Annotated in this window: 22 protein-coding genes; 18 read left to right on the top strand and 4 right to left on the bottom strand. The window is 70.7% G+C overall.

What is annotated here, in order from left to right; translation table 11 throughout:
* Positions 1 to 262: 262 nt before the first annotated feature.
* Positions 263 to 1,072, bottom strand: a complete 810-nt coding sequence (locus tag ACWD1U_RS30380) for an NAD-dependent epimerase/dehydratase family protein (protein ID WP_451112330.1) — start codon at positions 1,070 to 1,072, stop codon at positions 263 to 265.
* A 223-nt stretch (positions 1,073 to 1,295) separates the two neighbouring features.
* On the opposite strand from ACWD1U_RS30380, the gene ACWD1U_RS30375 reads away from it, so the two are divergent.
* Complete coding sequence (locus tag ACWD1U_RS30375; RefSeq protein WP_451112329.1) at positions 1,296 to 2,237, top strand: 5-dehydro-4-deoxyglucarate dehydratase; 942 nt, start codon at positions 1,296 to 1,298, stop codon at positions 2,235 to 2,237.
* Positions 2,234 to 3,400: a hypothetical protein gene (locus ACWD1U_RS30370; protein ID WP_451112327.1), complete on the top strand. Its 1,167-nt coding sequence runs from the start codon at positions 2,234 to 2,236 to the stop codon at positions 3,398 to 3,400. Before ACWD1U_RS30375 ends, ACWD1U_RS30370 begins: the two co-directional genes overlap by 4 nt.
* A gap of 16 nt (positions 3,401 to 3,416) precedes the next feature.
* On the opposite strand, the gene ACWD1U_RS30365 is transcribed toward ACWD1U_RS30370, so the two are convergent.
* Together ACWD1U_RS30365 and ACWD1U_RS30360 are read right to left on the bottom strand one after the other, a co-directional pair.
* Complete coding sequence (locus tag ACWD1U_RS30365; protein WP_451112325.1) at positions 3,417 to 4,631, bottom strand: MFS transporter; 1,215 nt, start codon at positions 4,629 to 4,631, stop codon at positions 3,417 to 3,419.
* A gap of 76 nt (positions 4,632 to 4,707) precedes the next feature.
* Positions 4,708 to 5,163, bottom strand: coding sequence for an SRPBCC family protein (locus tag ACWD1U_RS30360; protein ID WP_451112324.1), 456 nt, complete (start codon positions 5,161 to 5,163; stop codon positions 4,708 to 4,710).
* Between the two features lie 163 nt (positions 5,164 to 5,326).
* On the opposite strand from ACWD1U_RS30360, the gene ACWD1U_RS30355 reads away from it, so the two are divergent.
* From ACWD1U_RS30355 to ACWD1U_RS30280, 16 genes are all read left to right on the top strand, one after another.
* Complete coding sequence (locus ACWD1U_RS30355; protein WP_451112323.1) at positions 5,327 to 5,935, top strand: TIGR03086 family metal-binding protein; 609 nt, start codon at positions 5,327 to 5,329, stop codon at positions 5,933 to 5,935.
* A gap of 149 nt (positions 5,936 to 6,084) precedes the next feature.
* The gene (locus tag ACWD1U_RS30350; protein WP_451112321.1) at positions 6,085 to 6,744 is read left to right on the top strand and encodes a GntR family transcriptional regulator; all 660 of its coding nucleotides are present in this window, start codon (positions 6,085 to 6,087) and stop codon (positions 6,742 to 6,744) included.
* Positions 6,741 to 7,652, top strand: a complete 912-nt coding sequence (locus ACWD1U_RS30345; RefSeq protein WP_451112319.1) for a dihydrodipicolinate synthase family protein — start codon at positions 6,741 to 6,743, stop codon at positions 7,650 to 7,652. The genes ACWD1U_RS30350 and ACWD1U_RS30345 overlap by 4 nt, the downstream gene beginning before the upstream one ends.
* A complete protein-coding gene (gene araD / locus ACWD1U_RS30340) occupies positions 7,649 to 9,379 on the top strand; it encodes an L-arabinonate dehydratase (protein ID WP_451112317.1) in 1,731 nt (576 codons plus the stop codon). Before ACWD1U_RS30345 ends, araD begins: the two co-directional genes overlap by 4 nt.
* A gap of 142 nt (positions 9,380 to 9,521) precedes the next feature.
* Entirely contained in the window at positions 9,522 to 10,454 is a 933-nt protein-coding gene (locus tag ACWD1U_RS30335; protein ID WP_451112315.1) for a carbohydrate ABC transporter permease, read from the top strand.
* Positions 10,451 to 11,347 carry a carbohydrate ABC transporter permease gene (locus tag ACWD1U_RS30330; protein WP_451112314.1) on the top strand — a complete coding sequence of 299 codons (897 nt, stop codon included), beginning with the start codon at positions 10,451 to 10,453 and terminating at the stop codon, positions 11,345 to 11,347. Before ACWD1U_RS30335 ends, ACWD1U_RS30330 begins: the two co-directional genes overlap by 4 nt.
* On the top strand, positions 11,344 to 12,630 hold the full coding sequence (locus tag ACWD1U_RS30325) for a pectate lyase family protein (RefSeq protein ID WP_451112312.1): 1,287 nt from the start codon (positions 11,344 to 11,346) through the stop codon (positions 12,628 to 12,630). The genes ACWD1U_RS30330 and ACWD1U_RS30325 overlap by 4 nt, the downstream gene beginning before the upstream one ends.
* Complete coding sequence (locus ACWD1U_RS30320) at positions 12,627 to 13,826, top strand: Gfo/Idh/MocA family protein (RefSeq protein ID WP_451112311.1); 1,200 nt, start codon at positions 12,627 to 12,629, stop codon at positions 13,824 to 13,826. Before ACWD1U_RS30325 ends, ACWD1U_RS30320 begins: the two co-directional genes overlap by 4 nt.
* Complete coding sequence (locus ACWD1U_RS30315) at positions 13,823 to 14,668, top strand: DUF6807 domain-containing protein (RefSeq protein WP_451112310.1); 846 nt, start codon at positions 13,823 to 13,825, stop codon at positions 14,666 to 14,668. Before ACWD1U_RS30320 ends, ACWD1U_RS30315 begins: the two co-directional genes overlap by 4 nt.
* On the top strand, positions 14,665 to 16,173 hold the full coding sequence (locus ACWD1U_RS30310) for a family 43 glycosylhydrolase (RefSeq protein ID WP_451112308.1): 1,509 nt from the start codon (positions 14,665 to 14,667) through the stop codon (positions 16,171 to 16,173). Before ACWD1U_RS30315 ends, ACWD1U_RS30310 begins: the two co-directional genes overlap by 4 nt.
* Positions 16,174 to 16,215: 42 nt before the next feature.
* Positions 16,216 to 18,201, top strand: a complete 1,986-nt coding sequence (locus ACWD1U_RS30305) for a pectinesterase family protein (RefSeq protein WP_451112307.1) — start codon at positions 16,216 to 16,218, stop codon at positions 18,199 to 18,201.
* A gap of 48 nt (positions 18,202 to 18,249) precedes the next feature.
* Positions 18,250 to 19,596: an ABC transporter substrate-binding protein gene (locus ACWD1U_RS30300; protein WP_451112305.1), complete on the top strand. Its 1,347-nt coding sequence runs from the start codon at positions 18,250 to 18,252 to the stop codon at positions 19,594 to 19,596.
* 136 nt (positions 19,597 to 19,732) lie between these two features.
* A complete protein-coding gene (locus ACWD1U_RS30295; protein ID WP_451112303.1) occupies positions 19,733 to 20,530 on the top strand; it encodes a rhamnogalacturonan acetylesterase in 798 nt (265 codons plus the stop codon).
* A gap of 31 nt (positions 20,531 to 20,561) precedes the next feature.
* Positions 20,562 to 21,887, top strand: a complete 1,326-nt coding sequence (locus tag ACWD1U_RS30290; protein WP_451112302.1) for a pectate lyase family protein — start codon at positions 20,562 to 20,564, stop codon at positions 21,885 to 21,887.
* A gap of 103 nt (positions 21,888 to 21,990) precedes the next feature.
* A complete protein-coding gene (locus ACWD1U_RS30285; protein WP_451112300.1) occupies positions 21,991 to 23,118 on the top strand; it encodes a pectinesterase family protein in 1,128 nt (375 codons plus the stop codon).
* Positions 23,119 to 24,285, top strand: a complete 1,167-nt coding sequence (locus ACWD1U_RS30280; protein ID WP_451112298.1) for a dienelactone hydrolase family protein — start codon at positions 23,119 to 23,121, stop codon at positions 24,283 to 24,285. It abuts the gene before it with no gap.
* Positions 24,286 to 24,288: 3 nt separating this feature from the next.
* Here ACWD1U_RS30280 and ACWD1U_RS30275 read toward each other — a convergent pair whose 3' ends face one another.
* Positions 24,289 to 26,496 carry a family 43 glycosylhydrolase gene (locus tag ACWD1U_RS30275; protein WP_451112296.1) on the bottom strand — a complete coding sequence of 736 codons (2,208 nt, stop codon included), beginning with the start codon at positions 26,494 to 26,496 and terminating at the stop codon, positions 24,289 to 24,291.
* Positions 26,497 to 26,688 lie beyond the last annotated feature (192 nt).

Here is a 26,688-nt window from a genome sequence, read left to right as displayed (position 1 = left end):
TCCCTTACCCTGCACCCAATCGTGTCGGCGGCGACAGCGGGGGTGGTCGCGGGCGGAGCGTCCGGTTGCCCCGCTCGTGGTTGCCGGTCCAGCGGGCCATGACCGACTGCGGGGCCGAGGTGTCGGCCTCGGCGAGGAACCGGCCGGGGGGCCGTTCAGGGTGGTGGCGGGGCGGCCGCGGTGGCTCTCGGTGCCGCCCGCCGTTCGCGAGGACTCGTTTCGGCCAGAGGCGACTTGTCTTCGCCAGGGCGACTCGTTCCGCTCAGTACGGCCAGATCGGCGGGTCCGTCACGAAGTGGCCGCCGAGGTAGGCGTGCGCCTCGTTGTCCGGTTCCAGTTCGCCCTGCTCGGCGATGAGCTTCTCGGCCCACGGCTCGGAGTCGTCCTGCGGCTCGTAGCCCAGTGCCCGGGCGGTGCCGAGGTCCCACCACAGCCGGGTGTTGGCGGAGGAGCCGTGGACGACGGTGTGGCCGACGCGCTCGGCGGTCAGGGCCGCGTGGAGGAGACGGGCTCCGTCGGCGGGGCTCATCCACACCGACAGCATCCGCACGCTGGTCGGCTCGGGGAAGCAGGAGCCGATGCGCACCGAGACCGTCTCCAGGCCGTGCTTGTCCCAGTAGAACTGGGCCAGGTCCTCGCCGAAGCACTTGGACAGGCCGTAGAAGGTGTCCGGGCGGCGCGGGGTGTCGATCGGGATGAGCGGGTCGTCGCCCTGGGGGCGCGGGGTGTAGCCGACCGCGTGGTTGGAGGAGGCGAAGACGATCCTGCCGACGCCTTCCTCGCGGGCGGCCTCGTACAGGTGGTAGGTGCCCTCGATGTTCGCCTTGAGGATCTTCTCGAAGGGGGCTTCCAGGGAGATGCCCGCGAGGTGGATGATCGCGTCGACGCCCCGGACCGCCTCGCGCACGGCATCCTGGTCGGCGAGGTCCGCGGTGATCGCGTCGGGTGCGCCCTCGATCGGGCGCATGTCCAGCAGGCGCAGGTCGTAGCCGTAGGCCGGGAGCAGCTCCCGCATCAGGGTGCCGAGGCCACCGGCGGCGCCGGTGAGCAGGACGGTGCGGGGAGATGGCATCCTCGGGTCTCCTTGAATCGCCGATCGTGCACATGAGCGCACGGCATTCATATGCGTGGACACGCTAGGGAGCCGGGGCGGAGCCCGTCAAGTAGGGCGCGGAGGAGGTGAATCCACTGGTGCGACGCGGGTTCGCGCGCTTGACCGGCGCCGAGGAGGCACCTTAGCGTGGAGTTGTTCAGAAATATAGACGCCAATCATGGATATGGAACCGGGAGAGTTCGTGACGTCAGCCCCTCTCGCCGCTCGGCTCAACAGCCCCAGCGGGCCGCTGTTCTTCCCGGTCACCGCCTACCGCCCCGACGGCTCCGTGGACCTCGACACCTACCGCACGCATGTGCGTCGCGGGGTGGAGGCCGGAGCCGCCGCCGTGTTCGCCTGCTGCGGCACCGGCGAGTTCCACGCGCTCACGCCGGAGGAGTTCGAGGCGTGCGTACGGGGCGCCGTCGAGGCGGCCGAGAGGCGCGTGCCGGTCGTCGCGGGCGCCGGGTACGGCACCGCGCTCGCCGTGCGCTACGCGCGGCTGGCCGAGGCCGCCGGGGCGGACGGGCTGCTCGCCATGCCGCCTTACCTCGTCGTCGCCGGGCAGGAGGGGCTGCTGCGGCACTACCGCGAGGTGGCCGCCGCGACCGGGCTGCCGCTCATCGTCTACCAGCGGGACAACGCCGTGTTCACCCCGGAGACCGTCGTCGAACTGGCCCGTACCGACGGGATCATCGGTCTCAAGGACGGGCTGGGGGACCTCGACCTCATGCAGCGCGTCGTCAGCGCGGTCCGCTCCGAGACCCCGGGCGACTTCCTGTACTTCAACGGCCTGCCGACCGCCGAGCAGACCCAGCTCGCCTACCGCGCCCTCGGCGTGACGCTCTACTCGTCCGCCGTGTTCTGCTTCGCGCCCGAGATCGCCCTCGCCTTCCACCAGGCGCTGCGGAACGGCGACGACCGCCTGGTCGAGAGGCTGCTGGACGGCTTCTACCGGCCCTTCGTCGAACTCCGCGCCCAGGGCCGCGGCTACGCCGTCGCGCTCGTCAAGGCGGGCGTACGGCTGCGCGGACTGGACGTGGGGGAGGTACGGCCTCCGCTGCACGAGCCGACCGAGGATCATGTCAAGCAGCTCGCCGAAGTGATCGAACGCGGATACGCGCTGCTGGAGGAGGCCAAGTGAAGGCGTCGGCATTCGTCTACCCCTGGGACGTCAACGGGGACCCGGAGGCGCCCGCTCGGATCGCCGCGCTCGGCGTGCAGCAGGTGACGCTGGCCGCCGCCTACCACTCCACCCGCGCCCTGACGCCCCGCCACCCGCGCCACCGCATCGTCACCGCCGAGCACGCCGCCGTGCTGTACCCGGCGGACGACCGCTGGGACGGACGGGAACTGCGCCCCTTCGCGGCCGGCGCCTGGGCCCCCGGAGACGCCTTCGGGGAGGCCGCAGCCGCGCTCGCAGACGCCGGCCTCGAGGTGCACACCTGGGTCGTCCTCGCCCACAACTCGCGCCTCGGCGCCCAGCACCCGGACACCTCGGTCGTCAACGCCTACGGCGACCGCTACCCCTGGGCGCCCTGCATCGCGCAGCCCGCCACCCGCGCGTACCTGACCGACCTGGCGGCCGAGGCGGCCGTCCGGCCCGGGGCACGCGGCACCGAGCTGGAGTCCCTCGGCTGGTACGGCCTGCAGCATCTGCACGCCCACGACAAGACCGGCGGCGTCGGCCTCGGGGACGCCGGGCAGTACCTGATGGCCCTGTGCTTCTGCCCGTCCTGCCGGGACGGCTACGCACGGCACGGCCTGGACGCCGACGAGCTGGCGGCCGCCGTACGGGCCGCGCTGGAGCCGGTGTGGCGGGGGGCGCCCCCGGACGGCGGAGGCTGGACAGGCATCGAGAAGCTCCTCGGGGAGAAGCTCGCGAACACCACGCGCGCGTACCGCGACGAAACCGCCCGCACGCTCCAGGAGGATGCCGTCGCGGCGGTCCGGGCGGCGGCGCCCGAGGGCTTCCAGGTGCTGCTGCACGCGGACCCGGTGTCGTACCACGTCGGCGCCAACCCCGGCGTCGACCCGGCGCACATCCTGTCCGTCGCCGACGGAGTGGTCGTGCCGTGCGCGGGCGGCACCGGCACGCTGACGCCCTTCGCGGCTCAGGGCCGGGAAGGCGCCGTCCTCGCCGCCAACTTCACCGTCGTCTCCGGCATGGGCGGCAGCCCCGGCGCCCTCGCCGCCGACGCCGCCGAGGCACGAGGACTCGGCGCGACCGAACTGCGGCTGTATCACGCCGGGTTGGCGTCCGACGGCGACCTGGAGGCGGTCCGCTGCGCCCTCGCCGGGCTCTGAGACGGCGGGGCGGCCGTCACCGGTGGGTGACGGCTTCGGCCCCGGCCGGAGGAGGGAACAGCGGCGCAGCCGTCACCAGCAGGGCAATGCCCAGGGCCACCAGCACCAGCCGGTGACCCACCAGTTCCACCAGGGCCGCCCCGGCGGCCAGCCCGACCACGTTCGGTGTGTACACCAGGGTGTGGGCGGTGGCCGTGACCCGGCCCAGCAGCACCCCCGGCGTCTCGCGCTGCACGGACGTCAGGGTGGCGATCAGCACGGCGGGCAGCCCCGCGCCGATCGCCGCGCTGCACACCAGCGCCAGCGGGTCGGACGGCACCGCCCGCAGGGCCACCGCGAGCGCCAGCATCGCGATGCCTGAGGCCGCCAAACGCCGTGCCCCGAGGTGGCGCAGGGCGGGGCCGGAGACCAGTCCGACCGCGACCGAACCGGCGCCCTGCGCGGCGTACAGCACACCGGCATACGCCGGGGGGCGCCCGAGCCCGTCCACGACGGCGTACACCATCGCCCCGTTCAGGCCCGCGCACAGCATCGTGGCGCCGCCCGCCAGGACCAGGGGGCGCAGCATCGGGTGCGCCCACAGGTGGCGGACGCCCTCGGCGGTCCGCCGCCGGCGGCCGTCCCGTTCCGGGGCAGGCTTGACCTCCCGCCCCCGCAGCGCCGCGTACAGGCCTGTGGCCAGTACGAACGTCGCCGCGTCCAGGAGGGCGACACTCGCGCCGCCGTACGCCGCGTAGAGACCCGCGCCCGCCGGCGGGGCCAGGAGTTTCATGCCCTCGGTGGCCGTCATCCGCAGGCCGTTGAAGTCGCCGAGCAGGGACCGGTCTACGGCGGTCGCCACGAGCGCCGACTCGGCCGCGTCGGCGACGACGCCCGCCGCGCCGTACACGAACAGCACCGCGTAGAGCAGCCACAGGTCGCACGGCGCGTCGACGCCCACGAGGGTGAGCAGGAGAGCGCCCAGCAGCAGGTTGACGCCGATCAGCAGCGGCTTGCGGCGGCCCCGGTCGGCGAGCGTGCCCAGTAGCGGCCCGGCCAGGGCCGGCAGCCACATGGCGAGCATGCACAGCGCGGCCAGGCCGTCGGAGCCGGTGAGGTCCTTGACCCACACGCCGGACACCAGCCACAGGGCCGAGGTGCCGAAGCCGGAGACCACCACGCCCGCGAGACAGAGCCCGGCGTCACGGTCGCGCAGGACGCGCACGAGGGGCCAGGTCGTTTCGTTCGTCATGCCTGGCCACTGTGGGCCTAAGGGCCGTGCCGAGGCATCGGGAGGGTGCCCTGTTTCCGAGCGGAGCGGGTGGCGGTCAATGCGGCTGTGAGGCGAGCATCTCCCCGAGTTTGCCCAGGCCCTGGAGCCAGCCCTCCTCGTGGAGGGCCCGCCGCCGCTCGGTGGCGAAGTCGCCCTGGTCGAGGGTGAGCTCGGACCGTCTGACGTCGGTGTCGTGCAGCGACAGCGTCACCACCGTCTCCCGGTCGTCGGGGTCCGGATCCTCCCAGCGGAAGGTGTACGACAGGCCCACTGGAGGATCGACCTCGATGTATTCGCCCACCAGATGGAACAGCTCGCCTTCCGGGGGCTGCATCGCTATCCGGTAGGCGCCACCCGGGCGGAGGTCGATCTCCACGCTTGGGGTGCTGAACCCGTCCGGGCCCCACCAGCGGGCCAGCTCCCGGGGGTCGGTCAGCTTCCGGAAGACGACCGGGCACAGATCTTCCAGCTCGCACCGCAGATGCAGTCTCAGCTCGCCGTCGCGTGTCATCGCGCACCACCTGCCACAGAAGGCGTCTGTAACAACCGCTATGTGCATTTTAAGTTGGCCGGCCGTACACAACGATTCGGGAGGGGCGGGTGGCGCCCGCCGCGATGAGTTCCGGCGGCGGAGCCGGTCTGCATCCCAGGTACGGAACCACGAGGAGCAGCCGATGACCGACTCGACACCGATCCCGACCGCGACCCTGGACCTCGGACCCCAGACCGCGGTCCTGGCGCGCCTGGCCGAGGGCGTCACCGACGAGCGACTGGCGGACCCGACGCCCTGCCCGGAGTACGCGGTGCGTCACCTGCTGGGTCACCTGATCGGACTGGCCGTCGCCTTCCGCGACGCCGGCCGCAAGGACCCGGGCGCCACCACCGACACCAACCCGCAGTCCGCGCTCCCGGACATCGGTCCCGGCTGGCGCGAGGAGCTGCCCAAGGTTCTCGCCGAACTGGCCGAGGCCTGGCGCGACCCGGCCGCGTGGACCGGCATGACACGGGCCGGAGGTGTGGACCTGCCCGGGGAGATCGCGGGTCTCGTCGCCACCGACGAACTGGTCGTCCACGGCTGGGACCTGGCCCGGGCCACCGGTCAGCGGTACGACCCCGACCCGGCCGCGCTCCGGGTCTGCCACGACTTCCTCGCGGCGTCCGTCGACGACCCCCACCGCGGCGCCGTCTTCGGGCCCGTCGTCACGGTCGGGCCGGAGGCATCCCTGCTGGCCCGGGCGGTGGGGCTCAGCGGGCGGGACCCGGAGTGGGCGCCCCAGCCATAGAAAGCGATTGCAGTTTCTTTGCCGGAAGCATTGACGAAGCGAACGCGCCCTCCTACCGTCATCGCGTCGTACTTCGTACGTCATATATGAGACGCGATATGTGAGATCCGATACGCGATCCACCGAGACGCGAGATCCGAGAGGCGCGCATGACCTCTGTGCCCACGCCGATCCCCTCCCGCACGCAGTACGTGCTGGAGGGGATCAAACACCGCATCCTCACCGGGCAGTTGACGCCGGGACAGGCGCTGGTCGAGACCGAGCTCGCCGCGCAGTTCGGGGTGTCGAAGACCCCGGTGCGCGAGGCGCTCAAGACGCTCGCCGGGACCGGGCTGGTCATGATGAGCCAGTACAAGGGCGTCACGGTGCGCATGGTGGACGCGGACATGGCGCGCGAGGTCTACGACGTCCGGCTGCTGCTGGAACCCGAGGCGCTGAAGCGGGCCGTGCGCCGCGGGGCCTCCCTGGAGGCCGCCCGCGACGCGCTGACCCGGGCCGACGCCGCCACCGACACCGCCGAACGCTCCCTCGCCAACCGCGAGTTCCACCGCTCCTTGTACCTGCCGTGCGGCAACCCGCTGCTCGGCCGGATGCTCGACGAGGTCCGCGACCAGGCCGCCCTGGTCTCCGCTGTCGCCTGGGCCGCCTCCCCCTCCTGGGAGCGGGAGGCCGGCGAGCACCGGGAGATCCTGCGTCTCGCACTCGAAGGTGACGCCGATGGCGCGGCGCTCGCCCTGCACGCCCACATCGCGTCCTTCGTGCAGCGCGCTTTCCCCCAGGCAGGACTGGAACAGGAAGGTCAGAAATGAGCAGCGTGGCGTTCGAGACCCAACGGGCGGCCCTGGCCGACGTGGTGGCGATCCCGGTGACCCCGTTCGCCGAGGACGGCACCGTCGCGCAGGACACCCACCGGGCCCTGCTGCGCCGTCTGCTCGACGGCGGCATCAGGACCCTCACACCGAACGGCAACACCGGCGAGTTCTACGCCCTGACCCCCGACGAGCGCCGCCTGGTCACCGAGTTGACGATCGACGAGGCCGGGGAGCGCGCCGTCGTCCTGGTCGGGGTCGGGCACGACATCCCCACCGCCGTCGCCTCCGCCCGGCACGCCCGTGAGCTCGGCGCCCAGATGGTGATGGTCCACCAGCCCGTCCACCCGTACGTCTCCCAGGCCGGCTGGGTCGACTACCACCGCGCCGTCGCCGAGGCCGTGCCCGAGCTGGGCGTCGTCCCGTACATCCGCAACGCGCAGCTCACCGGTGCCCGGCTCGCCGAACTCGCCGACGCCTGCCCGAACGTCATCGGCGTGAAGTACGCCGTCCCGGACGCGGCCAGGTTCGCCGCGTTCGCCCGGGACGCGGGGCTGGAGCGGTTCGTGTGGGTGGCCGGGCTCGCCGAGCCGTACGCCCCCTCCTACTTCTCCGCCGGCGCCACCGGCTTCACCTCCGGACTGGTGAACGTCGCCCCGGCCGTCTCCCTGAACATGATCGAGGCGCTGCGCTCCGGCGACTACCCGGCCGCCATGAAGGTCTGGGAGCAGATCCGCCGCTTCGAGGAGCTGCGCGCCGACAGCGGCTCCGCCAACAACGTCACCGTCGTCAAGGAGGCCCTGGCCTCCCTCGGGCTGTGCCGCCGCGAGGTCCGCCCGCCGAGCAGACCGCTGCCGGAAAGCGAACGCGCCGAAGTCGCCGCCATCGCCGCCGGGTGGTCGATATGACCGACCCCAAGCGCCCCGAGCAGCTGCGGAGCCATCAGTGGTACGGCACCGAAGGACTGCGTACCTTCAGCCACCGCGCCCGCACCCGCCAGCTCGGTTACCTGCCCGAGGAGCACCTGGGCAAGCCCGTCATCGCGATCCTCAACACCTGGTCGGACATCAACCCCTGTCACGTGCATCTCAGGGATCGCGCCCAGGCGGTCAAACGCGGTGTCTGGCAGGCAGGCGGTTTCCCGCTGGAGTTCCCGGTGTCGACCCTGAGCGAGACCTTCCAGAAGCCGACCCCCATGCTCTACCGCAACATGCTCGCCATGGAGACCGAGGAACTGCTGCGGTCGTACCCGGTCGACGGGGCCGTGCTGATGGGCGGCTGCGACAAGTCGACGCCCGCCCTGCTCATGGGGGCGGCCTCCGTGGACCTGCCGGCGGTGTTCGTGCCGGCCGGGCCCATGCTGCCGGGCCACTGGCGCAACGAGGTCCTCGGTTCCGGCACCGACATGTGGAAGTACTGGGACGACAAGCGCGCCGGGGTCATCGGCGACTGCGAGATGCAGGAGCTGGAGAGCGGCCTCGCCCGCTCGCCCGGCCACTGCATGACGATGGGCACGGCCTCCACCCTGACCGCCGCCGCCGAGGCGCTCGGCGTCACCGTCCCGGGCGCCTCCAGCATCCCGGCCGTCGACTCCGGGCACGACCGGATGGCCGCCAGGGCGGGCATGACGATCGTCGAACTGGTCCACAAGGACCGCAAGCTGAGCGACATCCTCACCGCCGAGGCCTTCCACGACGCCGTGACGACCGTGCTCGGCCTCGGGGGCTCCACCAACGCCGTGATCCACCTGATCGCCATGGCGGGCCGCGCGGGCGTCCGGCTCACCCTCGACGACTTCGACCGCACCGCCCGCACGGTCCCCGTCCTGGCCAACGTACGGCCCGGCGGACAGACGTACCTGATGGAGGACTTCCACTTCGCGGGCGGCCTGCCCGGGTTCCTCTCCCGGATCCCGGACCTGCTCCACCTGGACCGTCCGACCGTCTCGTACGACACGCTGCGGGAGCAGGTCGCGGGCGCGCAGGTGCACAACGACGACGTCATCCGGACGCGGGACAACCCGGTCGCGCAGGAGGGCGGAGTGGCCGTGCTGCGCGGCAACCTCTGCCCGGACGGGGCCGTCATCAAGCACATCTCCGCCGAGCCGCACCTGCTCAAGCACACCGGTCCCGCGGTCGTCTTCGACGACTACCGGGCCATGCAGCGCACCATCAACGACCCGGCGCTCGGCATCACCCCCGACCACGTGCTCGTGCTGCGCAACGCCGGCCCCAAAGGCGGCCCGGGCATGCCCGAGTACGGGATGCTGCCCCTGCCCGACTACCTGCTCAAGCAGGGCGTCCGCGACATGGTCCGCATCTCCGACGCCCGGATGAGCGGCACGAGTTACGGCGCCTGCGTGCTGCACGTCGCCCCCGAGTCGTACGTGGGCGGACCTCTCGCCCTCGTCCGCACCGGCGACTCCATCACCCTCGACGTCGAGGCACGCACCCTCCACCTCCACGTGGCCGACGAGGAACTGGAGCGGCGCCGGGCGGAGTGGACACCGCCGCCCACCCGGTACGAGCGCGGCTACGGCGCGCTCTACAACGAGCAGATCACGCAGGCCGACACCGGCTGCGACTTCGAGTTCCTCGCCCGGCCGGGCCGGGTCGCCGACCCGTACGCGGGCTGAACCCGGGCACCACGGCACCACCCCCGCACCTCCGCACGACCCAGCACCTCCGCACGACCCGGCACGACCCTGCCCGGGAAGTAAGCGCTTCCCGCGTACCGACGCACGATGTACCACGACGTACTGAGAACGGAGAACAGTCATGGCCCAAGCCGCAGCCGTGGCGAAACCGCCCGCGCCACCCCGGCGGCGCCGGGCCTCCGCCACCCCGCGCAGGCTCCCCTACCTGCTGATCGCGCCGGCCGCCCTGCTCATGCTGGGCTTCATCGCCTATCCGGTCATCAGCGTCTTCTACTACAGCCTGCAGAACTACAACCCCACCAAGCCGTGGCGGAACGGCTTCGCGGGCTTCGACAACTTCGTCCACGCCTTCACCGAGGACCCGGTCTTCTGGGACACCCTGGTCTTCAGCGCCAAGTGGGTCTTCGTCGAGGTCGGCCTCCAGCTGCTGTTCGGTCTCGCGCTGGCGCTCATCGTCAACCAGACCTTCGTGGGCCGGGGCCTGGGACGCGCCCTGGTCTTCTCCCCGTGGGCAGTCTCCGGCGTGCTGACCTCCGCGATCTGGGTGCTGCTCTACAACTCCCAGACGGGCATCACCCGTTACCTCGCCGACATGGGCATCGGCTCCTACGGGTCCAGCTGGTTGTCGGACACCTCCACCGTGTTCCCGGCGGCGATCGTCGCCGACCTCTGGCGCGGCGTGCCCTTCTTCGCGATCCTCATCCTCGCCGACCTCCAGTCCGTCTCGAAGGACCTCTACGAGGCCGCCGAGGTCGACGGGGCCAGCCGCCTGAAGCAGTTCTGGCACATCACCCTGCCGCACCTGAAGGACGCCATCATCCTGTCCACGCTGCTGCGCGCGGTGTGGGAGTTCAACAACGTCGACCTGCTCTACACCCTGACCGGCGGAGGCCCCGCGGGTGAGACGACCACGCTGCCGCTGTACATCGCCAACACATCCGTCGACGCCCACAACTTCGGCTACGCGTCGGCCCTGACCACGGTGGCGTTCGTGATCCTTCTCTTCTGCTCGATGGTCTACCTGCGGCTGAGCAAGTTCGGAGGTAACAAGTGAGCGTCAAGGAAGCCACCAAGGCGACGCCCGCTCCCGTGCGCGCCACCCCCGAACCGCCGCGGCCCACGAAGAAGAACCGCTCCTGGGACGAGGCGCCCCGCTGGCAGATCTATCTGCCCCTGGGCATCTACCTGCTCTTCACCCTCATCCCCTTCTACTGGATCCTGCTCTTCTCGCTGCGCCCGGCCGGCTCCACCTCGCTCGTGCCCTGGCCGATGACCTTCGAGCACTTCGAGAAGGTGTGGACGGAGCGCAGCTTCGGCACCTACTTCACCAACAGTGTCCTCGTCGGTGTCGCCACCCTGGTCATGACGACCCTCGTCGCACTGGCCGGCGGCTACGCCCTCGCCCGGTTCGACTTCAAGGTCAAGCGGGTGTTCATGCTGGCCCTGCTGTGCTCCCAGTTCGTGCCGGGTGCGCTGCTGCTGGTCCCGCTCTTCGAGATCTTCGCCGAGCTGCAGATGATCAACTCGCTCGGCAGCGTCATCCTCGCCGAGACGGTCTTCCAGCTGCCGCTGTCGATGATCCTGATCAGCAACTTCATCAAGAACGTGCCGTACTCCCTGGAGGAGGCGGCCTGGGTGGACGGCTGCAACCGTCTGACGGCCTTCCGGATCGTGGTGCTGCCGCTGCTGCGGCCCGGCCTGATCGCCGTCGGCTCGTTCGCCTTCGTGCACTCCTGGAACCACTTCCTGTTCGCCCTGATGTTCCTCAACAACCAGAGCAAGCAGACCATCCCCGTCGGCCTCAACTCCCTGATGAGCGCGGACAGCGTCGACCTGGGCGCGCTCGCCGCGGGCGGCATCATCGCGGCCGTGCCGGTCGTGATCGTGTTCGCGTTCATCCAGAAGTGGCTGATCACCGGGTTCAGCGCGGGGGCGGTGAAGGGATGAGAATCGGGCGACTGGTCGTCACGGCGGGGCTGCTGGCGGTGCTCTGCGTGCCCGCGCATGCCGAGGCCCGGGACATCGGCCGCGACACCCTGCCGGCGAACGACGGCTGGGCCTCCGCGGGCGAAGGCACCACCGGAGGCGCGGCGGCAGACGCCGGCCACGTCCACACCGTCACCGACCGGGCCGGGCTGGTCCGCGCCCTCGACGGCGGCAGCGACACCCCGAAGATCATCAGGATCGCCGGGACCATCGACGCCAACACCGACGACGACGGCGACCGACTGGACTGCTCCGACTACGCCACCGGCGGCTACAGCCTGAAGAAGTACCTCGCCGCCTACGACCCCCGCACCTGGGGCTCCGCCAAGCCCAGCGGCCCGCAGGAGGAGGCCCGCCGGGCCTCCGCCGCCCGGCAGGCCGAGCGGATCGTCCTGCCCGTCGGCTCCAACACCACGATCGTCGGCCTCGGCGACTCGGCCATACTCAAGGGCGCGAGCCTGCAGGTGCGGAACGCGCACAACGTGATCATCCGCAACCTCGACATCCGCGACGCCTACGACTGCTTCCCCGTCTGGCAGCCCAACACCGGCGGTCTCGGCGACTGGAAGACGGCGTACGACTCGATCTGGCTGGCCGGTGCCACCCATGTGTGGGTCGACCATGTGACGTTGAGCGACAAGGGCCACCCGGACGCGAAGGAACCCACCTACTTCGCCCGCAACTACCTGCGCCACGACGGACTGCTGGACGTCACGGGCGGCTCCGACCTGGTGACCGTCTCCTGGAGCCGCTTCGCCGACCACGACAAGGCGATGCTCATCGGCAGCAGCGACACCGCCACCGGCGACCGCGGAAAGCTCCGGGTCACGCTCCACCACAACGAGTTCGAGTCGGTCGTCCAGCGCGCCCCACGCGTCCGCTTCGGCCAGGTGCACCTCTACAACAACCGCTACGAGATCACCGACGACGACTACCGCTACTCCCTCGGCGTCTCCACCGAGTCGAAGATCTACGCCGAGAACAACGCCTTCCACGCCCCCGGCCACGTGGAGGTCGCCGACCTGGTCAAGAGCTGGAACGGCACCGCCCTGCACCAGAGCGGCACGCTCTTCAACGGCTTCCCGGTCGACCTGCTCGCGATCCACAACGCCTACAACTCGGGCAGCGAGCGCGACCTGACGGCCGACGTGGGCTGGACGCCCGCCCTGCACGGGCGGATCGACAGCGCCCGGGCGGCCGACCGGGCGGTGGCCCGCGGCGCGGGCGCGGGGAGGATCCCATGACCGGTCGCATGATCGACTCCATGAGCGAATCACTGAGCACCCCTTGGCCCGTCGTCCTCGCCGGCGCCCGCGGTCACGGCCGCTGGCACGTCGAGAACATCCGCCGCCTGCAGAAGCAGGGCCTCGTCCGGCTGGCCGGCGTCTGCGAGCTGACGCCGCTGACCGAGGAAGAACTCGGCGACCTGGGCGCTCCCGAGCAGTCCGCCGACTTCGGCGCCCTGCTGGACTCCACCGGCGCCCGGATCGCCGTGATCTGCACACCGATCCCCACCCACACCGACCTCGCCCTCACGGCCGCCGAGCGGGGCGTGCACCTCCTGCTGGAGAAGCCCCCGGCCCCCTCCTACGCCGAGTTCCGCCGGATGGCCGACGGGGTCGCCGCGGCCGGCGTCGCCTGCCAGATCGGCTTCCAGTCGCTGGGCTCGCACGCCCTGCCCGCCGTCCGCGAACTGATCGCGCAGGGTGCGATCGGCCGGCTGGTCGGTCTCGGCGGGGCCGGTGCCTGGGTGCGCGACGAGGACTACTTCCGGCGGGCACCCTGGGCGGGCAAGCGGCGGATGAACGGCGTCGACGTGATCGACGGGGCGCTGACCAACCCCCTCGCCCACGCCGTCGCCACCGCCCTCGCCCTCGGCGGCAGCACCCGCGCCGAGGACGTCCTGGCCATCGAGACCGAGCTGCTGCGCGCCAACGCCATCGAGTCCGACGACACCTCCTGCGTCCGCGTCACCACCGCGCAGGGCCACCCGGTCACCGTCGCCGCGACCCTGTGCGCCGAGCAGGCGGACGAGCCGTACGTCCTGGTGCACGGCAGCAGCGGCCGGATCACCTTCTGGTACAAGCAGGACCGGGTGCTGCTCCAGCGGGCGGGGCACGGCCCGGAGGAGTTCGAGCACGGCCGCACCGATCTGCTGGAGAACCTCGTCGCGCACCTCACCACGGGCGCGGACCTGCTGGTCCCGCCGGACGAGACCGGCGCCTTCATGAAGGTCGTGGAGGCCATTCGCAAGGCCCCCGACCCGGCGCCGCTGCCCGGCACCGCCTGGCGCCGGATCCCCGGCGAGAACCGCCGGGTGGTGCCCGGCATCGACGGGCTGGTAGCGGCCGCCGCCGACACCCTCTCCCTCTACTCCGAGCTCGGCGCCCCCTGGGCGCCGGCGGCGGAGCACCTGTCGAATGAGGTGAGCACCCGATGACCAGCAACGACACCGCGGTCCTGCGCGTCGCGGGCCGGCCGGTCGGCCGGTACGTCACCCGGCCCGGGCTGCCCGCCCGGCTCTCCCCGCGCCCCTACCTGCACCCCGTCACCACCCTGGCCGGCACGGCCGTCACCGAGCTCAGCCCGGCCGACCACGCACACCACCTCGGCGTCGGTGTCGCCGTTCCCGACGTCGAGGGGTTCAACTTCTGGGGCGGGCGCACCTACGTCCGCGACCAGGGCCCGACCGAGCTGGACAACCACGGCTCCCAGCGGCACATCGCGTTCCAGCTGCGCGACCCGGACGGCTTCGTCGAGGAGCTGCGCTGGGTCGCCGCGGGCGGCGAGCTGCTGCGCGAGCGCCGTACGGTCGCCGCCACCGAACTCACCGACCAGGCCTGGGCGCTGGACCTCACCTTCTCCCTCACCAACGTCACCAGGACGCCGCTGTCGATCGGCAGCCCCGCGACCAACGGCCGCCCGGGAGCGGCGTACGGGGGCTTCTTCTGGCGGGCACGCAAGGAGTCCGCCGCGCCGGAGGTCTTCACGGCCGGCACCGAGGGAGAGGAGCGGATCCACGGCCGCCCGGCGGACTGGCTCGCCCTCGCCGGCAGCACCTGGACCCTGGTCTTCGCCGGCGCCACCGAACAGACCCGCCGGGACCCGTGGTTCGTGCGCACCGGGGAGTACCCCGGGGTCGGTTCCTCGCTGGCGTACGACGAGCGGCTGCCGATGCCGCCGGGCGAGACCGTCGTCCGCCGGGTCGTCACCGTCGTCGCCGACGGCCGCCTCGACCGGGACGCCGCCGCGGCCCTCGTCCGCAAGGCGGTGAGCCCGTGACCGCCGAGACGTACACGAACCCCGTCCTGAACGCCGACTGGTCCGACCCGGATGTCGTCCGCGTGGGCGAGGACTTCTACCTCACCGCCTCCAGCTTCGGCCGCGCCCCCGGCCTGCCGCTGCTGCACTCCCGCGACCTGGTCAACTGGACCCTGGTCGGCCATGCCCTCGAACGCCTGGAACCGGCGAACGAGTTCACCTCCCCGCGGCACGACTGCGGGGTCTGGGCCCCGTCCCTGCGCCACCACGACGAACGCTTCTGGATCTTCTGGGGCGACCCCGACCAGGGCATCTTCCAGATCAACGCCCCTGAGATCAGGGGCCCTTGGAGCCGACCGCACCTCCTCAAGGAAGGAAAGGGCCTGATCGACCCCTGCCCGCTGTGGGACGAGGAGACGGGCGAGGCCCACCTGGTGCACGCGTGGGCCAAGTCCCGCTCCGGCGTCAAGAACCGCCTCACCGGTCACCGGATGCGTCCCGACGGCACCGAACTCCTCGACGAGGGCAAGGTGATCGTCGACGGCGACCGCATACCCGGCTGGTTCACCCTCGAAGGGCCCAAGCTCTACCGGCACGACGGCTGGTTCTGGATCTTCGCCCCGGCCGGGGGAGTGGAGACCGGCTGGCAGGGCGCCTTCCGCTCGCGCGGCTTCTTCGGGCCGTACGAGGAGCGGATCGTCCTGGAGCAGAAGGACACCGACGTCAACGGCCCCCACCAGGGCGGCTGGGTGCGCACCCCGGCCGGCGAGGACTGGTTCCTGCACTTCCAGCAGCGCGGCCCCTACGGCCGGGTCGTCCACCTCCAGCCGATGCGCTGGGGCACGGACGGCTGGCCGGTGCTCGGGGACGACGGCGCCCCCGTGACCGAACACCGGAGGCCGAATCTCCCGCCGCAGCCGCCCGCCGCGCCCGCCACCGACGACGACTTCCCCGGCGGACGGTTCGGGCGGCAGTGGCAGTGGACGGCCAACCCCCATGACGGCTGGGCCCCCCAGCACTCCGGCGACGGGCTGCGCTTGTCCTGCGTCCGTTCGGCGGACGCGCACGACCTGCGCAAACTCCCGAACCTCCTCACGCAGCGGCTGCCCGGCGTCCCGTGCGCCGTCGAGGTGGGGCTTCGCCTGCACAGTGAGGAGCCGGGGGCGCGGGCCGGGCTCGCGGTCCTCGGGGACGCGTTCAGCTGGATCGGTCTCCAGCGGGGGGCCGACGGCACGGTCCACCTCGTGCACCGGTTCGCCGAGGGGGTCGCCGAACGGGAGCGCGACGCGGCCCACCCGCGCCTCGCACCCGAGGGGCGGGTCACGCTCCGCATCGAGATCGGCGCCGGAGCCCGATGCCGCTTCTCCTACGACCTCGGCGACGGCCCGTGCCCGTCGGGTCCCGTCTTCGCCGCCACCCCCTGGCGCTGGGTCGGTGCCCTGCTCGGCCTCTTCGCCCTCGCGCCCGTCGGGTCGGGACACGCGGGCGCCGCCACGTTCACGCAGTTCCGGATCACCGACTTGTAACCCACCGCATCCGTAGTCCTGTCTCGCCTGTTGGGAGCCGCAATGACGCACCTCCGTAGCAAGCGCTTGCCCAGACCGGGCGTCGCCCTGGCCGCCGTCGCCGGCCTGGTCGCCGCCCTGGGACTGGGCGCGACCGGGGAGGCGAGGGCCGCCGAACCCGCCCCCGCCGAGATGTCCACACCGGCGGCCCACCGCTGGACCGACCAGGCCCACGGCTTCGCCTCGCTGGCCGGAGGCACCACGGGCGGCGCCGGCGGCAAGGTCGTCACGGTCACCGACCAGGCCTCGCTGGCGAAGTACGCGGCCGCCGAGGAGCCGTACGTCATCCGGGTGGCGGGGACGGTCGCCGTCCAGCCCTTCGGCTCGGACATCGTCGTCGCCTCGAACAAGACGATCATCGGCGTCGGCGACACCGGTGAGATCGTCCACGGCGAACTGCACCTCAACCCCGGCACGCACAACGTCATCATCCGCAACCTGACGATCCGCGACTCCTACGTCGAGGGCGACTGGGACGGCAAGACCACCGACTTCGACGCCATCCAGATGGACGCCGTCCACCACGTCTGGATCGACCACAACCGCTTCACCCACATGGGCGACGGCCTGCTCGACATCCGCAAGGACAGCCAGTACGTCACCGTCTCCTACAACCAGTTCAGCGACCACAACAAGGCGTTCGGGATCGGCTGGACGGACAACGTCCGGACGCAGATCACCATCGACCACAACTGGTTCACCGGCACCAAGCAGCGCAATCCCTCGGCGGACAACTGCGCCTACGCGCACCTGTACAACAACTACCTCTCGGCACAGGTGGACGACGGCGACCCCGTGTGGACGTACGGGAACTGGTCCCGGGGCCGCACCAAGATGGTCATCGAGAACAGCTACTACGACAGGGTCCAGCATCCCTACCAGGCCGACACCACCGCGGAGTTGGTGGAGCGGGGTTCGATCCTGAGGAAGACGAGCGGGCGGACCGACGAGTGGGGTGCCGCCTTCGACCCGCGGGACTTCTACGACTACCGGCTGGATCCCGCCGCCGCCGTCCCCGCCCTGGTGAAGAAGTTCTCCGGTCCGCAGCGGCGGATCGGCGTGACCCTCGACGTCCCGGGCGCCTACCCGACCGTGCAGGCCGCCGTGGACGCCGTGCCCGACGGCAACGACGTGCCGGTGACGATCGCGGTCGCGCCGGGCACCTACCGGGAGAAGGTGTTCATCCCGGCGACCAAGCCGAAGATCCTGCTCCGGGGGACTGGACATGACCGCTCCGACACCGTCATCGTCCACGACACGCCCGCCGAGTACGGCGGTTCGACGGGCAGCGCCACCGTGCGGATCGCCGCGAACGACGTCACCGCCCGCAACCTCACCTTCAGCAACGACTTCGACGAAACCGCGGTCGAGCTGAAGGGTGAGCAGGCCCTCGCCATGAAGACGACCGGCGACCGGATCGTCTTCGAGGACACCGCCTTCCTGGGAAACCAGGACACCCTGATGACCGACAGTCCCAAGCTGAACGTGATCAGCCGGGTGTACGTCCGCGACTCGTACATCGAGGGTGACGTCGACTTCATCTACGGGCGGGCGACGACCGTGATCGAGCGGTCCGTGATCAAGGCGCTCAGCCGGGGGTCCACGACCAACAACGGCTACATCACGGCCGCTTCGACGTGGAAGGACAACCCGTACGGGTTCCTGATCACCCGCTCGGAGATCGTGAGCGACGCGCCGGCCGGAAGCTTCCACCTCGGCCGGCCCTGGCACCCGGGCGGCGAGCCGAACGCGGTGGCCCAGGTGCTGATCCGCGACACCCGGCTGCCCGCCGCGATCAAGGCCTCGCCGTGGACCGACATGAGTGGCTTCTCGTGGAAGGACGCGCGCTTCACGGAGTACCGGAACTACGGGCCGGGGGCCGCTGTCACCCAGGACCGGCCGCAGATGAGCGACGAGGACGCGAGGACGCACACCATCGCCGACTACCTCAAGGGCAAGGACAACTGGGCGCCCCACGCACACCACTGACCCCCACAACTTCATATCTCCGTTTGATCCAGAAGAGAGAGCCGACCAATGAAGAGCAGCATCCGCAGAAGCAGGCGCGTGGCCACGGCCGTCGCCCTGGGCTCCGTCCTCGCCCTGACCGCCACCGCCTGCGGTGACGACGGAAGCGGCGCCGGCGGGGACAAGGGGGCCGAGGGCAGCGGCAAGGGCAAGATCGTCTTCTGGGACAACAACGGCGGTGTCCGCACGGACATCTGGAAGCAGATCATCGCCGACTTCGAGAAGGCGAACCCGTCCATCAAGGTCGAGTACGTCGGGATCTCCGCCACCGAGTACCAGTCCAAGGTCGACACCGCCATCCAGGGCGGCGGTCTGCCGGACGTCGGCGGTGTCGGCGCGGCGATGGCCGCCGGGTTCGCCGCCCAGAACGCGTTGGATCCCCTGGACGGCCGACTCGGCAAGTCCACGCTCAAGGGCAAGCTCAACGAAGCCATGGTCGAGTCGCTGAAGTCCGCCGGTGGCGGCGACGCGCTGTACTCGGTCCCGACCTCCGCGAACAACGGCACCCTCTACTACCGCACCGACCTGTTCAAGAAGGCCGGCCTGGACGCGCCCACCACGTGGGAGAACTTCTACAAGGCCGCCGAGAAGCTCACCAACGCCAAGAAGAACGAGTTCGGCTACACCATCCGCGGCGGCGCGGGCTCCATCGCCCAGGCGCTGGACGCGATGTACGGGCAGTCCGGCATCACGTCCTTCTGGGACTCCAGCGGCAAGAAGACCACGGTCAACGACCCGAAGAACGTCGAGGCGCTGCAGAAGTACGCCGGTCTGTACAAGAAGTACACGCCGGCCGCCGACCTCAACAACGACTTCACCAAGATGGTCGCGCAGTGGGACTCCGGCACGATCGGGATGCTCAACCACAACCTGGGCTCCTACCAGGACCATGTGAAGGCGCTCGGCACCGACAAGTTCCGCGGCATCCCGCAGCCCACCGGCCCGGGCGGCAAGCGCGTCCAGGTCTCCAACCCGGTCGACGGTCTCGGCCTGTTCAAGAGCTCCAAGAACAAGGAGGCCGCCTGGAAGTTCATCGAGTTCGCCGCCTCGCACGAGTCCAACTCCAAGTGGAACGAGTCGGCCGGCGCCATCCCGTCCAACACGGACGCCGCCAAGGACGCCTGGATCTCCAAGGCCGAGCCGACCAAGCTCGCCGCCGAGGCCCTCAACGACGGCTCCACCACCATCGTCCAGCTGCCGTACTACCTGCCCGACTGGAACAGCATCTCCAAGGCCGACAACGAGCCCAGCTTCCAGAAGGTCCTGCTCGGCGACATGAGCGCCAAGGAGTTCCTGGACAAGATGGCCGATCAGCTGAACGAGGCCCAGGCGGAGTGGGACCAGCAGAAGGGCTGAGGCCGCCTGGTCTCGCCCCGGGGCGGCCTGTGGTGTGCAGGCCGTGGGCCGCCCCGGGCTGGTCGCGCACACGCGGCGGAGCCGTGTACGGAAACACCCCCGCGCCCGTGAGGGCCCGCTGAAAGAAAGGTCTGTCGTGTCTCTGAGCCGTAGACAAGTCACCGCGGCCGCTGTCGCCGCCGTCCCCCTCACCTTCGCCATGACCGGTGCCGCACAGGCCGCCGGCCGTCGCGCCCGGACCCTCTACATCGCCGGTGATTCCACCGCCGCCCAGAAGTACGCTGACGCGGCGCCCGAGACCGGGTGGGGAATGGCACTCCCCTTCTTCCTTCACAAGGACCGGCCGGTCGCCAATCACGCGGTCAACGGCCGCAGTTCGAAGAGCTTCGTCGACGAAGGACGGCTGGGTGCCATCCTCCGGCAGATCCAGCCGGGCGACTTCCTGCTCATCCAGTTCGGTCACAACGACGCGAAGGTGAGCGACCCCACCCGGTACACCGAGCCCTGGACGACGTACCAGGACCACCTGCGGATGTACATCGACGGGGCCCGGGCGCGCGGGGCGCGGCCCGTGCTCGCCACGTCCGTCGAGCGACGCAAGTTCGACGCGGCCGGCAAGGCTCAGCCGACGCACGGCGACTACCCGGCGGCGATGCGGGCGCTCGCCAAGGAGGAGCAGGTGACGCTGCTCGACATCCAGGCGCTGTCGATCGCGCTGTGGCAGAGGCTGGGGGGCGAGGAGACGAAGAAGTACTTCAACTGGACCGCGACCGAGCAGGACAACACGCACTTCAACCCGCCCGGTGCCATCGCCGTGGCGCGGCTCGTCGCACGGGAGTTGCTGCGTACGCGGGTGCTCGCGCCGAGTGAGGTGCGCCGGCTGGACGAGACGATTCCCGAGTCCTGGATCACCTGGCCGAAGGCCACCGCGTAACACCCCCTCCCCGGAAAAGGAGATCCGCACCATGCACCCACGTAGATGGCATGGGCATGCCGTAACGAAGAGGGTCGCCGTCCTGGCCGGCTGCACCGCACTGGTGCTGTCCCTCACCGGCACCGCCGCAGCCCAGGCCGACTCCCGCGATCCCGCCCGGCAGACGCTCGGGGCGAAGGACGGCTGGGGGTCGTACGGCACCGGGACCACCGGCGGTGCCGCCGCCGACGCCGAGCACGTGTACACCGTGACCGACTGGGCCCAGTTCAAGGCCGCCCTCGCCGCGGGCGGCAGCGCACCGAAGATCATCAAGGTGAAGGGGACCATCGACGCCGTCTCCGAGGGGTGCGACGCCTTCGCCGCGCCCGGGTACGACTTCGACGCCTACCTGAAGAAGTACGCGCCCGAGACGTGGGGGCTGGACAAGGACCTGAGCGGTGAGCCCGCCGACAGTCCGGAGGGGCTGCGGCGCGTCTCCTCCGACAACCAGGACCAGGCCATCAAGGCCTTCGTCCCCGCCAACACCACCATCATCGGGGTCGGGAAGAACGCGGGCTTCAAGGGCGCCAGCCTGCAGATCAAGGGCGTCGACAACGTCATCGTCCGCAACCTCACCTTCGAGAGCCCCCTCGACTGCTTCCCGCAGTGGGACCCGACCGACACCTCCACGGGCGCCTGGAACTCCGAGTACGACACCGCCGTCGTCTACGGCTCCACCCATGTCTGGATGGACCACAACACCTTCACCGACGGCAGCCACCCCGACAGCAAGGCACCGACGTACTTCGGCACCCTGTACCAGCAGCACGACGGTCAGCTGGACATCGTCCGGGGATCCAACTACGTCACCGCCTCCTGGAACGTCTTCGCCGACCACGACAAGACGCTCATGATCGGCAACAGCGACAGCGAGTCGACGGCCGTCGGCGACCGGGGCAAGCTCAAGGTGACGCTCCACCACAACGTGTTCCGGAACCTGGTCGAGCGCGCGCCGCGCGTCCGCTTCGGGCAGGTCGACACGTACAACAACCACTACGTGGCCGGCCAGGACTACGTCTACAGCTTCGGCATCGGCAAGGAGTCCCAGCTCGTCGCCGAGCACAACGCCTTCACGCTGCCGAGCGGGGTCAGCCCGGCGAAGATCCTGAAGAAGTGGATGGATTCGCCGGTCACCGCCACGAACAACTACGTCAACGGCAAGCTGACCGACCTGATCGCCGTGCACAACGCGGAGATCCCCGGCGAGACCCTTCGGTCGGGCGCCGGCTGGACGCCGACCCTGCGGACCAAGGTCGACCCGGCGAAGGCCGTCCCCGGCATCGTCGACCACCGCGCGGGCGCCGGCCGCATCTGCTGACGCCCCCGAGAACCGGCCGGGCGGGCGTACGCCACGAGATGCGCCCGCCCGGCCGCCCTCGAACCATCACCCCGCACGAGCCGCACCGCGAAGGGGCAGCCGCATGTCCTCGCACTTCCACCGTTCTCTCTCCCGCAGGGGATTCCTCGTCGCGAGCGCCGGAGCGGGCGCCGCACTCGCCCTCACGTCGGCACCCGCACAGGCGCTCGGACGGCAACGCCCGTTCGGCCGGTACGGTTCACCGGCCGCCCGCCTCACCCCGAAGACGCTGTACGTCGATCCGCGCGGCCGCGGCGACCACACCTCCGTCCGGGAAGCCGTCGCCGCCGCCGGCGGCAGCGGCTGGACGCTGGTCATCGCGCCGGGCACCTACCGGGAGACGGTCGCCGTCGACGCCACCCGCAGCGAGGCGACCTGGATCGGCGCCTCCGAGGACCCCCGTGACGTCGTGATCGTGTACGACAACGCGGCCGGGACGCCCAAGCCGGGCGGCGGCACTTACGGCACCACCGGCTCCGCCACCACCACCGTCCGGGCCGACGGCTTCACCGCCCACCGGATCACCTTCGCCAACGACTTCCTGCGCGCCGACCACCCCGACATCACCGGCACCCAGGCCGTCGCCATCAAGGTGCAGGGCGACCGCTCGGCCTTCCACCACTGCCGCTTCCTCGGCTGCCAGGACACCCTGTACGCCGACTCCAACTCCGCGAGCCTCTTCGCCCGCCAGTTCTTCTCGCACTGCTACGTCGAGGGTGACGTCGACTTCGTCTTCGGCCGGGCCACGGCCGTCTTCGAGCACTGCCACTTCCGCACCCTGAACCGCACCGACGCGTCCGGCGCCCCGTACGGCTTCGTCTTCGCCCCCTCCACGGAGCGCGCCAACCCGCACGGCTACCTCGTGACGCGCAGCCACGTCAGCAGCGAGGCCCCGGACGGCTACTACAAGCTGGCCCGCCCCTGGGTGCCCACCTCCAGCACCACCGTCCGCCCGATGCTCACGGTGCGCAACACCTGGCTGGGCCCGGGCATCGACGCGGTCGCGCCCTACGCCAACATGCGGGACGCCCACCCCTGGCAGGACCAGCGCTTCGCCGAGTACCGGAACACGGGGCCGGGGGCGGCCGTCGTCGTCCCGGAGAACCGTCCTCAACTCACCGACCGGCAGGCCCGGTCCGCGACCCGTGCCGCCCACCTCGGCGGCTGGGAGCCGTGGAAGGAGGTGTGCTGAGTGCGCGAGGCGCACCGTTCCCACCGGCTCGGGCGGCGGACGTTCGTGGTCGGGGCCGGTACGGCGCTGCTGGCCGGGGGAGCGGTGAGCGGGGCGGAGGCGGCTGTCGTGGACGGTCCCCTGCCCGACTTCCACCCGGCGCTGAAGGACCGGCTGACCTTTCCGCTCGCCTGGGGAAGGTCCCCTGTCCGTGACTTCCCCGCCTGGCGGCGGGCCGCCCGGAACACCGTCGAGGAGCATCTGCTCGTCGAGCGGCAGGACCGGGTGCCGTACGCGCCGGAGTTCGGCGACCGCTCCCGAGCGGACGGCTACACCAGGGAGTCGGTGATCGTCTCCCTCACCCGCTACGAGCGCGTGCGCGGCTCCCTGCTCAGCCCGCACGGCCGCGGGCCCTTCCCCGCCGTGCTGCTCCTGCACGACCACGGCGCCACGTTCGACATCGGCAAGGAGAAACTCGTCCGGCCCTGGTACGACGACACACGTCTCGCCTCCGCCCAGGCCTGGGCAGGCAAGTACTTCAGCGGCCGGTTCGTCGGCGACGAACTGGCCCGGCGGGGCTATGTGGTGCTGTGCCTGGACGCGCTCGGCTGGGGCGACCGCGGGCCCCTCGCCTACGAGCAGCAACAGGCTCTGGCGTCCAACTTCTACAACCTCGGGTCCTCACTGGCCGGGCTCATGGCCCGGGAGGACCAGCGGGCCGCCGCGTTCCTGGCGGGGCTCGACCGGGTGGACGCCCGGCGGGTCGCGGCCGTCGGCTTCTCCATGGGCGCCTACCGCGCCTGGCAGACCGCCGCCCTCAGCGACCACGTCGCGGCCGCCGCGAGCGTCTGCTGGATGACCGGGCTCAAGGAGATGATGGTGCCCGGCAACAACACGCTGCGCGGACAGTCGGCGTTCTGCATGCTCCACCCGGGGCTCGCCCGGCACCTCGACATCCCCGACGTGGCGAGCATCGCCGCGCCCAGGCCGATGCTGTTCCTCGACGGCGGGCTCGACACGCTGTTCCCGGCCGAGGGGGTACGGGTCGCGTACGACAAGCTGCGTGCCGTGTGGCGTTCGCTGAACGCCGAGGAGCGGATACGGACGAAGACGTGGCCGGAGCTCGGCCACGTCTTCACCCACGAGATGCAGGACGAGGTCTTCAGCTGGCTCGACGACGTCCTGTGAGGCTCATCGCCGTACCGGCTTGATGCCTTCCAGCGTCGGCACCACCGGCTTGATGCTGCCGTCGGCCGCGAACTCCATGCGGTCGATGGTGGTCTCCCGGTGCATGCCGTCACCGCCCGGCCTGCCGGGGCCGTTGAGGGCGAAACGGTGGTAGACGGCGTACCAGTCGTCGGTGCCGGGGACGTTCACCACCGAGTGGTGACCGGTGCCGAGGATGCCGTACTCGGGCCGCTTCTCGAGGATCGTCCCGCGCTTGGTCCACGGGCCGAGCGGGGACGGTCCCGTCGCGTACGCCACGTGGTAGTTCTCGCTGCGGGTGTCGTCCTCCGACCACATGAAGTAGTACGTGCCCTTCCGCTTGATCACGAAGGAGCCCTCGCGGAAGTTGTCCGGGGTGATGTCCTTCACCTTCGACGCGTCGAAGGACACCATGTCGTCGTTCAGCGGAACGACGTACCCGCGTCCGTTGCCCCAGTACAGGTAGGCCTGGCCGTCGTCGTCCGTGAAGACCGACGGGTCGATCATCTGGCCCTTGAGCGATCCGCCCTTGGCGACCAGGGGCTTGCCGAGGGCGTCCTTGAAGGGGCCGGCGGGGGAGTCGGCCACCGCCACGCCGATCTGCTGCTCGGCGCAGAAGTAGAAGTAGTACCTGCCGTTCCGCTCGGCGATCGCGGGCGCCCAGGCGTACTTGTCGGCCCAGGTCACGTCCGGCCCGAGGTCGAGGATGACGCCGTGGTCCTTCCAGTTGACCAGGTCCTTCGACGAGTACGCCTTGAACTTGGTGCCGCTCCAGCCCTGGAAGCCGTCCGTCGTCGGGTAGATCCAGTAGCGGCCGTTGAGGTAGTGCACGTCCGGGTCGGCGTTCAGACCGGGCAGCATGGGGCTGCGGGTGCGGACCGCCTCGACCGTCCAGGTGCGCTTGGTGCCGTCGGCCGCCTTCACGGTGTATTTCTGCGGCGTGCGGAAGTCGCGCCGGGTGCCGGACTTCGGGCTCAGCGTGGCGCCCTCACCCACCCACAGCTTCGGGGCGAGGCCGCGCAGATCGGCGTCCGGCTCCATCGGGAGGACGACCTTCGAGGCGCTCTCCGTGACGATCGAGTAGCCCTTCTGGTGCTTGGCCGTCGCGTCCACCACGGAGGTAGGGGTGCTCGGGTACGCCGCCAGCAGCCGGTCGTACTCCTGCTGCGTCACCGGGAGCACCGTGCCGTGCCGGGGGCTCGCCGGGAGCTGGTAGTCCGTGGAGGGGGTCCACTTGCCGGAGGCGAGGTCGGTGGTCTCGAACGGGATGTAGCCGCGGCCGCCGTACTCGTCGATGAACAGGTACCACTTCTTCTCGGTGTTCGACTTGAACACCGTCGGGCCCTCACCGCGGTCCATCGCGCCCTTGCCGATGCAGTCGGCCACGAAGCCGTACTTCGTCGAGGTCAGGGACGTCGACTTCTCACCGGTGATGAACTTCGAGCAGGGGCTGGAGGAGCTGGGGTCCCGCTCGTCCTTGGTGTAGCGGTAGTACTCGTCCTTGTACTTCACGACCGTGGAGTCGATCACCGAGTAGCCGGGGTCGTTCCAGATCTTCGGCTCGCTGAAGGTGCGGAAGTCCTTGGTCGTCGCGTACATCATCTTGTTGTACGTGTTGCCCTTGTGGTCCGGGTCGTCGTCGGCGTACAGCTTCGACGCCCAGAAGACGACGTACTCACCGAGCTCGTCGTCCCAGTAGGCCTCCGGGGCCCAGGTGTTGCCCGCGTTGTCCGGGGAGACCTTCACCAGGCGCTGGTCGGTCCAGTTGACCAGGTCGGTGGACTCCCAGACCATGATCGACTTGCTGCCGTGCCGCTGGACCTGGTCCCAGCTGCCGCTGGAGTTCTTGTACATCCGCAGGTCGGTGGCGATCAGATAGAACTTGTCGCCCTTGGGGGAGCGGATCACGAACGGGTCGCGCAGGCCCTTCTCGCCGATCGTCGACGTCAGGACCGGCTTGCCGGCGTTCAGTTCACGCCAGTGCAGCGCGTCGTTGCCCCGGCTCAGGGCGTAGCGGATCTGCTCGCCGTCCGCGGTGCCCTCGCCCGTGAAGTAGGCGAAGAGATAGCCGGCGTACTTGGAGTGCTTCACGGGTGGTGTTCCGGGGTCTGCGGTGCTGGGCGGCGCTGCGAGGAGGGTCAGGAGGAGGCCGGTCAGGGCCAGGAGGGGAACCAGGAGCGTGCGGGGGCGCATGACACTTCCTGTCGGAGTCTGGGGGATTCTGTTGGATAGCGGCCCCTGGGAGTGTCACCGGGGGGAAGCAGCGCGTCAACGGGTGTGCGTGAGGCCGACGTTTCCGAAACTTTCGGCACGTCACGATCGGACGGCAGCCTCGGCACCCGCCATGCCCGTCGGCGTATGCACCTCACGCCGCACGACGACGCC

The sequence above is a fragment of the Streptomyces sp. NPDC002788 genome, from assembly GCF_053592115.1.
This window is presented reverse-complemented; position numbering and strand designations above follow the sequence as displayed.

Coding starts and splice junctions, on each gene's coding strand:
- ACWD1U_RS30380 (WP_451112330.1), bottom strand. CDS start 1,072: ATGCCATCTCCCCGCACCGTCCTGCTCACCGGCGCCGCCGGTGGCCTC.
- ACWD1U_RS30365 (WP_451112325.1), bottom strand. CDS start 4,631: ATGACGAACGAAACGACCTGGCCCCTCGTGCGCGTCCTGCGCGACCGT.
- ACWD1U_RS30360 (WP_451112324.1), bottom strand. CDS start 5,163: ATGACACGCGACGGCGAGCTGAGACTGCATCTGCGGTGCGAGCTGGAA.
- ACWD1U_RS30355 (WP_451112323.1), top strand. CDS start 5,327: ATGACCGACTCGACACCGATCCCGACCGCGACCCTGGACCTCGGACCC.
- ACWD1U_RS30350 (WP_451112321.1), top strand. CDS start 6,085: ATGACCTCTGTGCCCACGCCGATCCCCTCCCGCACGCAGTACGTGCTG.
- ACWD1U_RS30345 (WP_451112319.1), top strand. CDS start 6,741: ATGAGCAGCGTGGCGTTCGAGACCCAACGGGCGGCCCTGGCCGACGTG.
- araD (WP_451112317.1), top strand. CDS start 7,649: ATGACCGACCCCAAGCGCCCCGAGCAGCTGCGGAGCCATCAGTGGTAC.
- ACWD1U_RS30335 (WP_451112315.1), top strand. CDS start 9,522: ATGGCCCAAGCCGCAGCCGTGGCGAAACCGCCCGCGCCACCCCGGCGG.
- ACWD1U_RS30325 (WP_451112312.1), top strand. CDS start 11,344: ATGAGAATCGGGCGACTGGTCGTCACGGCGGGGCTGCTGGCGGTGCTC.
- ACWD1U_RS30320 (WP_451112311.1), top strand. CDS start 12,627: ATGACCGGTCGCATGATCGACTCCATGAGCGAATCACTGAGCACCCCT.
- ACWD1U_RS30315 (WP_451112310.1), top strand. CDS start 13,823: ATGACCAGCAACGACACCGCGGTCCTGCGCGTCGCGGGCCGGCCGGTC.
- ACWD1U_RS30305 (WP_451112307.1), top strand. CDS start 16,216: ATGACGCACCTCCGTAGCAAGCGCTTGCCCAGACCGGGCGTCGCCCTG.
- ACWD1U_RS30300 (WP_451112305.1), top strand. CDS start 18,250: ATGAAGAGCAGCATCCGCAGAAGCAGGCGCGTGGCCACGGCCGTCGCC.
- ACWD1U_RS30290 (WP_451112302.1), top strand. CDS start 20,562: ATGCACCCACGTAGATGGCATGGGCATGCCGTAACGAAGAGGGTCGCC.
- ACWD1U_RS30285 (WP_451112300.1), top strand. CDS start 21,991: ATGTCCTCGCACTTCCACCGTTCTCTCTCCCGCAGGGGATTCCTCGTC.
- ACWD1U_RS30275 (WP_451112296.1), bottom strand. CDS start 26,496: ATGCGCCCCCGCACGCTCCTGGTTCCCCTCCTGGCCCTGACCGGCCTC.